Origin of the sequence: Nocardia sp. NPDC059229 (assembly GCF_042754165.1) — a bacterium.
GTDB lineage: Bacteria > Actinomycetota > Actinomycetes > Mycobacteriales > Mycobacteriaceae > Nocardia.
This window is the reverse complement of the sequence record NZ_JBHZAK010000033.1, coordinates 47,975-55,432: the sequence shown is the minus strand read 5'-3', so window position 1 is coordinate 55,432 and position 7,458 is coordinate 47,975. Positions and strand designations below refer to the sequence as shown.

General features: G+C 67.2%; 7 protein-coding genes. 4 read left to right on the top strand and 3 right to left on the bottom strand.

The features are described from left to right. A partial coding sequence (locus tag ACFXHE_RS40750) for a helix-turn-helix domain-containing protein (protein WP_379390570.1) occupies positions 1–134 on the bottom strand: 134 nt, incomplete at its 3' end. A 469-nt stretch (positions 135–603) separates the two neighbouring features. Here ACFXHE_RS40750 and ACFXHE_RS40745 point away from each other — a divergent pair. Beyond that, a complete protein-coding gene (locus ACFXHE_RS40745) occupies positions 604–1,872 on the top strand; it encodes a glycosyltransferase 87 family protein (RefSeq protein ID WP_379390564.1) in 1,269 nt (422 codons plus the stop codon). A gap of 17 nt (positions 1,873–1,889) precedes the next feature. Here ACFXHE_RS40745 and ACFXHE_RS40740 read toward each other — a convergent pair whose 3' ends face one another. Continuing rightward, on the bottom strand, positions 1,890–2,897 hold the full coding sequence (locus ACFXHE_RS40740) for an LLM class flavin-dependent oxidoreductase (protein ID WP_379390562.1): 1,008 nt from the start codon (positions 2,895–2,897) through the stop codon (positions 1,890–1,892). 130 nt (positions 2,898–3,027) lie between these two features. After that, positions 3,028–3,870, bottom strand: coding sequence for an NAD(P)H-binding protein (locus ACFXHE_RS40735; RefSeq protein ID WP_379390560.1), 843 nt, complete (start codon positions 3,868–3,870; stop codon positions 3,028–3,030). A gap of 131 nt (positions 3,871–4,001) precedes the next feature. On the opposite strand from ACFXHE_RS40735, the gene ACFXHE_RS40730 reads away from it, so the two are divergent. From ACFXHE_RS40730 to sufD, 3 genes are read left to right on the top strand one after another with little or no spacing between them, the layout of a single operon-like run. Further along, positions 4,002–4,844 (top strand): helix-turn-helix transcriptional regulator, encoded by an 843-nt coding sequence (locus ACFXHE_RS40730; RefSeq protein WP_379390558.1) that lies wholly within the window; start codon positions 4,002–4,004, stop codon positions 4,842–4,844. Continuing rightward, a complete protein-coding gene (gene sufB, locus ACFXHE_RS40725) occupies positions 4,841–6,277 on the top strand; it encodes a Fe-S cluster assembly protein SufB (RefSeq protein ID WP_379390556.1) in 1,437 nt (478 codons plus the stop codon). The genes ACFXHE_RS40730 and sufB overlap by 4 nt, the downstream gene beginning before the upstream one ends. Further along, on the top strand, positions 6,277–7,455 hold the full coding sequence (sufD, locus tag ACFXHE_RS40720) for a Fe-S cluster assembly protein SufD (RefSeq protein ID WP_379390554.1): 1,179 nt from the start codon (positions 6,277–6,279) through the stop codon (positions 7,453–7,455). The genes sufB and sufD overlap by 1 nt, the downstream gene beginning before the upstream one ends. Positions 7,456–7,458: the final 3 nt, after the last annotated feature.

The following is a 7,458-nucleotide window of genomic DNA, read 5'->3' as shown; positions in this document are numbered from 1 at the left end:
GCCCACCGTTTCGCGGTGGTGGGTGAGACCTGGAATCGTTCGGCGGCTCGGCGTAGTGGCCAACCGTCCTCGACGACGCACCGGGCCAGCCGTAACCGGCCCAGTTCCGACAGCGGGGCATTACGGTGGGACACGAAGACCTCCGATAGTGAATGCGTTCCTAGACAGCTCGCACTTCACTCGGAGGTCTTCGTCATGTCAGCTCGCCACGCCGTCACCAACGTCCGTGGTCAGTACACCTAGGGCCCGGTCTCCTGACCGGGTGAATGCATCGGCCTCGACACCCAGGGGTGGTCCCGGTGATCGCCGACAGCGCGAATCCGGCCAGGGCGGTGAGGAATACGCGCGCGGCCGAGGATTCGCCGAGGGTGCGGGCCGGATGGCCGGCGAGAGTGAACAGGGCAGCGAAGGCGACGACGTAGCGACTCACCACCCAGGCGATCAGGGTGAAATTGGCGAGGCCGATCTGCCGGGCCGCGAGGACCACTCGGCCGCGCCGATTCGAACCCTGTTGCGTCGCAGGAGTAAATAGGGGCTCGCGGTCGGGGGGTCCTGTCACTACGGTCGGGCGGGCAATCGAAACCCGGGACCATGGGGGTGCGCATGCCGTTGCCGGCCATCGATGAGGCGGCGGCCGCGAATCAGGCTGCGCCGCAGCGGCACTCGATTCCCCTGGTTGTGGTGTGGCCGGTAGCGGTGCTGGGCGCGCTGGCCGGGGCGGATTGGCTCCACCTGGCGATCGTGGCACCGCGGATGGCGCTGCACCTGGTCGATCTGGATGCCTACCGGATTGCGGCGGACCGGGTGGTGCACGGTGTTTCGGTGTACGACACACCGCTGCACGGCCATACTCGGGGGGTCTGGGAGTTCGTTTACACACCGTTCGCGGCACTGATGTTCGTGCCCCTGGCGGCACTGCACGGAGCGGCGTTCACCTGGGTCGGCGGGCTCGCGAATTTCCTCATGCTCACCGGATCGGTGTGGGCAGCCCTGTCGGTGCTGGGCTATCGCCGCGACCGTCGCATGCTGATCGTGGGGCCGACCGCTGCCGGGCTACTGCTGTTGTGCGAGCCGATCCGCGAGACCATGGCGTTCGGCCAGGTCAACATGTTGCTGCTGCTCCTCGTCCTGGCCGATATGGCCTTGCCCGATTCGTCACGCGTGAAAGGCGTACCGACCGGCATCGCGGCCGGCATCAAGCTGACTCCGGCGTTCTTCATTCTCTACCTGCTGGTGACCCGGCGATTCCGGGCCGCCGCCACCGCGACCGGCGCTCTGGTGACCACGATGGTGATCGGTCTGGCTGTGCTGCCGAAGGATTCACTGACCTTCTGGAGCGGCGGGTTCGCCGACCCCTCCCGCGTCGGCGCCCCCGAGAACCCGGACAACGAATCGCTGCGCGGCATGCTCGCCCGCTCGCTGGGGTTGGGTGGCGGCATCCAATTGCTGTGGCTCGCAGCAGCTCTCGTCATCATCGCCGTCTGCCTCGTGCTGGCCCGCCGTCTCTCCGGAACCGGCCGCGAACTTCCAGCCGTGGTCCTGTGCGGCCTGACCAGCACCGTCGTCTCCCCGTACAGCTGGATCCACCACTGGGTCTGGCTCGCGCCCCTGCTGATCTACCTGGCCCACCTGGCGAATCGCCACCGCTCCGTCCCCACCGTCGCGGGTCTGCTCTCCGTCTTTCTCGGCTGTTCAGGCGGTCTGTTCATCCTGTTCGGCGTCCATCGCGAGAGTGTCTTCGACTTCCCGAACCGGGGCCCTCTCGCCCTCTTCGACCACAATGCCTTTATCTGGCTCGCCCTGGTCCTGTTCGCTGTCACCGCCGTCGCTCTCCGGCGAAATACTCAGGCGGAGAGCCACGGGTCGGCATAGAGGTCGGCCGATGTCCTTCAGCGCGTGACGGATTCGCGTGCTTCCATCGCCGCGCCGGTCAGCTCGATCGAGCGCACCCGGTCGTCGACGTTCTGGGCGTGATGCGCCGTGATGAGTTCGTCGGCCTGGATGCCTGCCGCGAAATCCTCCAGGTACGCCACGACGTCGGCGGGTGTGCCGACGGCCGTGTACGTGGTCATCCTGGCCAGGTGACGGCCATTGGGCGAGGCCAGGAAGGCGTCGATCTCCTCGTCGGAGAAGTCCATGCCCGCCGCGCCGCGCTTGATGAACGCGCGGGTGCGCGCCCGGTAGGAGATGGTCTTCTGCTCCTCGGCCTGCGCGCGATCCTCGGCCGCGAACACATTGACCCCGGCCATGACATACGGCTCGGCCAGCTGCTCGGAGGGCCGGAATCGATCGCGGTATTCACGGACGGCCTCGTGCAGGGAGTCGGGCGCGAAGTGCGAGGCGAAGGCGTAGGGCAGGCCCAGGTGCGCGGCCAGCTGCGCGCCGAACAGCGACGACCCCAGAATGTAGAGCGGCACAACGCCTTCCGCGCGCGGGACGGCCTGAATGCCCGGAATCCGCGAGTTCCCGGTCAGGTACCCCTGCAACTCCAGCACGTCCTGCGGGAAGGTGTCCGCCGAGGACGGGTTACGCCGCAGCGCCCGCATGGTTTCCTGATCGCTGCCCGGCGCGCGACCCAGCCCCAGGTCGATGCGGCCCGGGTACAGCGATTCGAGGGTGCCGAACTGCTCGGCGATCACCAGCGGCGAGTGGTTCGGCAGCATGATTCCGCCCGCACCGAGCCGGATGGTCTCGGTATGCCCGGCCACGTGGCCGATGAGCACGCTGGTCGCGCTGGACGCGATCGACTTCATATTGTGGTGCTCGGCATACCAGACCCGCCGGTACCCACTGCGTTCCGCCGCCTGCGCCAGCGCAACGCTGTTCTGGAAGCTGTCACGCGCGGTCTGACCGGGCGCGATCACCGCCAGGTCGAGGAGGGACAGTGCGATGGGCATGCTGGCACCGGCTTTCGTGGATGTCGTGTTCTGGACGGCGGGCGCTGTTGTACCCGCACCCCAGTGATAATTCGATTGTCATCGAACTTATGCCCACGCCGCACCGAGCCGCCATCGGGCGACCGGTCGGCTACCGGAATTTCTCCACGTGCTCCGCGGCCCAGTCCCGGACATCCCGCGCCGGCCGCCCGGTGAGGTCGGCCACCGTCGTCGTGACCAGATCCGAGCGTGGCCGGAATTCGGCCATCGACAGCAGTGATTCGATCAGCCGCGCCGGCAGTCCGGCCCCGGTCATCGACTCCCGCGCTACCTCCAGCGGCAGTGCCTCGAACCGCAGCGAACGACCCAGCACCTCGCCGATCGCCGCGACCTGATCCGCCCGCCCGACCACCCGCGGCCCGGTCACCAGGTATTTCCGCCAGGTGTGCGAGTGGTCGGTGAGCAGTCGCGCCGCCACGGCCGCGATATCGCCCTCGTGCACCACCGCGCTCGCCGCGACCTCGGTACCGCGCACCACGTCACCGGCGCGAATCTGCCCCGCCCAGCCCAGCGCGTTGGAGGCGAGGGTGTCCGCGCGCAGTACGGTCCACGGCAGCCCCGAGGCCTCGATGAGCCCCTCCATCTCGGCATGCAACTGCGGAATCAGATCCGATTGCGGCCCTTGGTCGTTCACCGTCGTGGACGACAGATACACGACGCGCTGGGCGTGCCCGGCGAGCACCTTCAGCACCTGCGCCGCGCCCTCCGTCCCATGGAACGGCCACACCAGGAACACCGAGTCGACCCCGTCCGCGGCCGCGACCAGCGATTCCGGCTCGGCCAGATTTCCGCCCACCACCTCGACTCCGGGCGGCAGGCCGGCGGTTTCCGGATCGCGAGCCAGCGCTCGTGTCCAGACCCCCGCCGCGACCAGTTGGGCAACTACCTGCCGGCCGACGTTTCCCGTCGCACCCACCACGAGCACACTGTTCACGTCTTCGGAAACCCACCGTGACCGGGCCGAATTTCCTAAATGCCCGGATATATATGGTGGCTCGGATCACACCCGCCCTCATCGCCCCAGGTCGCGAAGATCAGGTCAGGTGACCCTTACTGGAACGTGGGATGGAATTCCGTCACACTGATGTTGTGAAAACCGTGGGTTTGCGGAACGCGGAACAGGCCGGGCACCAAAACGACGGTGCCCGGTCCGTTGTCGTGCCCGTGCCGGCGGGTGAGGGTCATACCCGGGAAGCTGTCATCAAGCTGCTGCTGGAGGAGGGCCCGATCACCGCGACCGCCATCGGCGAACGCCTGGGCCTGAGCCCGGCGGGCGTGCGCCGGCACCTGGACGCGCTCATCGAATCGGGCGAGGCCCGCGCGATGCGGTCGGCGCCGTGGCAGCAGAAGGGGCGTGGTCGTCCCGCCAAGCAGTTCCAGCTGACGGCCACCGGCCGTGGCCGCCTGGGGCATGCCTACGATGACCTCGCCGGAGCCGCCATGCGGCAGCTGCGGGAGATCGGCGGAGAGCAGGCCATCACCGAGTTCGCGCGCCAGCGGGTGGCGACCATCGTGTCCGGGGTCGGCGCGCTCGCCGAGCACACCCCGGCCGAGACCGAGGCCAAGGCGGAGGAGATCGCGGACGCGTTCACCGACGCCGGATTCGCGGCCTCGACCCGGAAAGTCGGTGCGGGCGTGCAGATCTGCCAGCACCACTGCCCGGTCTCGCATGTCGCCGAGGAGTTCCCGGAGCTGTGCGCGGCCGAACTCGAAGCCTTCCGGGAGATTCTCGGTACGCACGTGCAGCGCCTGGCGACCATCGCCAATGGCGACTGCGCCTGCACCACGCACGTCCCGCTCGTCGCAGTGCCCCCCATATCGAATACCGCCCAAAAGAATTCCGCATCGACCCCCGTTGCACAGCCCGCAACGACTTCTACAGATGACTCCGGAAGGAGTGCCGAATGACGACGACCACCGACCAGGTGCAGCCGCTGTCCCAGGAAGAGACCATCGCGTCCCTGGGCACGTACGAGTACGGCTGGGCCGACAAGGATGTCGCCGGTGCCAGTGCCAAGCGCGGCCTGTCCGAGGACGTCGTACGCGACATCTCGGCGAAGAAGAACGAGCCCGAATGGATGCTCGACTTCCGCCTCAAGGCACTGCGCATCTTCGACAAGAAGCCCATTCCGAGCTGGGGCTCCAACCTCGGGGGCATCGACTTCGACAACATCAAGTACTTCGTGCGCTCGAGCGAGAAGCAGGCCGCGTCCTGGGAAGAGCTGCCCGAGGACATCAAGAACACCTACGACAAGCTGGGCATCCCGGAGGCGGAGAAGCAGCGGCTGGTCGCGGGTGTCGCCGCGCAGTACGAGTCCGAGGTCGTCTACCACTCCATCCGTGAGGACCTGGAGAAGCAGGGCGTCATCTTCCTCGACACCGACACCGGTCTCAGGGAGCACCCGGAGATCTTCCAGAAGTACTTCGGCTCGGTCATTCCGTCGGGCGACAACAAGTTCTCCGCGCTGAATTCGGCGGTGTGGTCGGGTGGCTCGTTCATCTACGTGCCGCCGGGCGTGCAGGTGGACATCCCGCTGCAGGCGTACTTCCGCATCAACACCGAGAACATGGGTCAGTTCGAGCGGACGCTGATCATCGTCGACGAGGACGCCTACGTCCACTACGTCGAGGGCTGCACCGCGCCGATCTACTCCTCGGACTCGCTGCACTCCGCGGTGGTCGAGATCATCGTGAAGAAGGGCGGCCGCTGCCGCTACACCACCATCCAGAACTGGTCGAACAACGTCTACAACCTGGTGACCAAGCGCGCCAAGGCCGAGGCGGGCGCGACCATGGAGTGGGTCGACGGCAATATCGGCTCCAAGGTCACCATGAAGTACCCGGCCGTGTGGATGACCGGTGAGTATGCCAAGGGTGAGGTGCTCTCCATCGCGTTCGCCGGTCCGGACCAGCACCAGGACACCGGCGCGAAGATGCTGCACCTGGCGCCGCACACCTCCTCGACCATCATCTCCAAGTCGGTGGCGCGCGGCGGCGGTCGTGCCTCCTACCGCGGCCTGGTTCAGGTGAACAAGGGTGCGCACGGCTCGAAGTCGACTGTGAAGTGCGATGCGCTGCTGGTGGACAACATCTCTCGCTCCGATACCTACCCCTACGTCGACATCCGTGAGGACGACGTGACCATGGGCCACGAGGCCACGGTGTCGAAGGTGTCCGAGGACCAGCTGTTCTACCTGATGAGCCGCGGCCTCACCGAGGACGAGGCCATGGCCATGATCGTGCGCGGCTTCGTCGAGCCGATCGCCAAGGAGCTCCCGATGGAGTACGCCCTGGAGCTGAACCGCCTGATCGAACTGCAGATGGAAGGAGCCGTCGGCTGATGACGGTCGAGAATGTTGCCGTTGCTGCCGAGGGCCGTGTGCCCGCGATCAACAAGGGTGAGGTTTTTGCGTCCTTCGACGTGAACGCCTTCGAAGTGCCGTCCGCGCATGACGAGGTGTGGCGCTTCACCCCGTTGCGTCGCCTGCGTGGCCTGCACGACGGCACCGCCGTTCGCGACGGCCGGGCCGTCGTCGAGGCGAACGCTGTCGAGGGCGTGACGGTGGAGACCGTCGGCCGTGACGACGCTCGCCTCGGTGTCGCCGGTACCCCCACCGATCGCGTTGCCGCGCAGGCATACTCGGGTTTCGAGCACGCGACCATCGTGTCGATCGGTGCGGAAACCGAAGTGGCCGAACCGGTCGTCGTCACCATCACCGGTCCGGGTGAGGGCAAGACCGCCTACGGGCACACCCAGATCCGACTGGGCAACTTCGCCCACGCGAACGTGGTCGTCGATCAGCGCGGCAGCGGAACCTACGCGGAGAACGTGGAATTCGTGCTCGGCGACAGCGCCAAGCTGAATGTCATCGTCATCCAGGACTGGGCCGACGATGCCGTGCACGCGACCGCGCACCACGCCGAGCTGGGCCGGGACGCCACCCTGCGGCACACCAATGTCACCCTCGGTGGCGATCTGGTGCGTCTGACCGCTACCGTCCGCTACGACGGTCCGGGCGGCGACGCCGAACTGCTCGGCGTGTACTTCGCCGATGACGGCCAGCACTTCGAACAGCGCCTGCTGATCGATCACGGGGTGCCCCACTGCAAGTCGAACGTGCTGTACAAGGGTGCGCTGCAGGGCGATCCGTCCTCCAGCAAGCCGGACGCGCGCACCGTGTGGGTGGGCGACGTGCTCATTCGCGCGGCGGCCGAGGGCACCGACACCTACGAGGCCAACCGCAACCTGGTGCTCACCGATGGCGCGCGCGCCGACTCGGTGCCGAACCTGGAGATCGAGACCGGCGAGATCGTCGGCGCCGGACATGCCTCGGCCACTGGGCGTTTCGATGACGAGCAGCTGTTCTACCTGCGCTCGCGCGGTATCAGCGAGGAGGCGGCGCGGCGTCTGGTCGTGCGCGGCTTCTTCTTCGAGATCATTCAGAAGATCACGGTCCCCGAGGTCCGGGAGCGGCTCGAGGCGGCCATCGAGGCCGAGCTCGCCGCTGTCGGCGCCTGACAC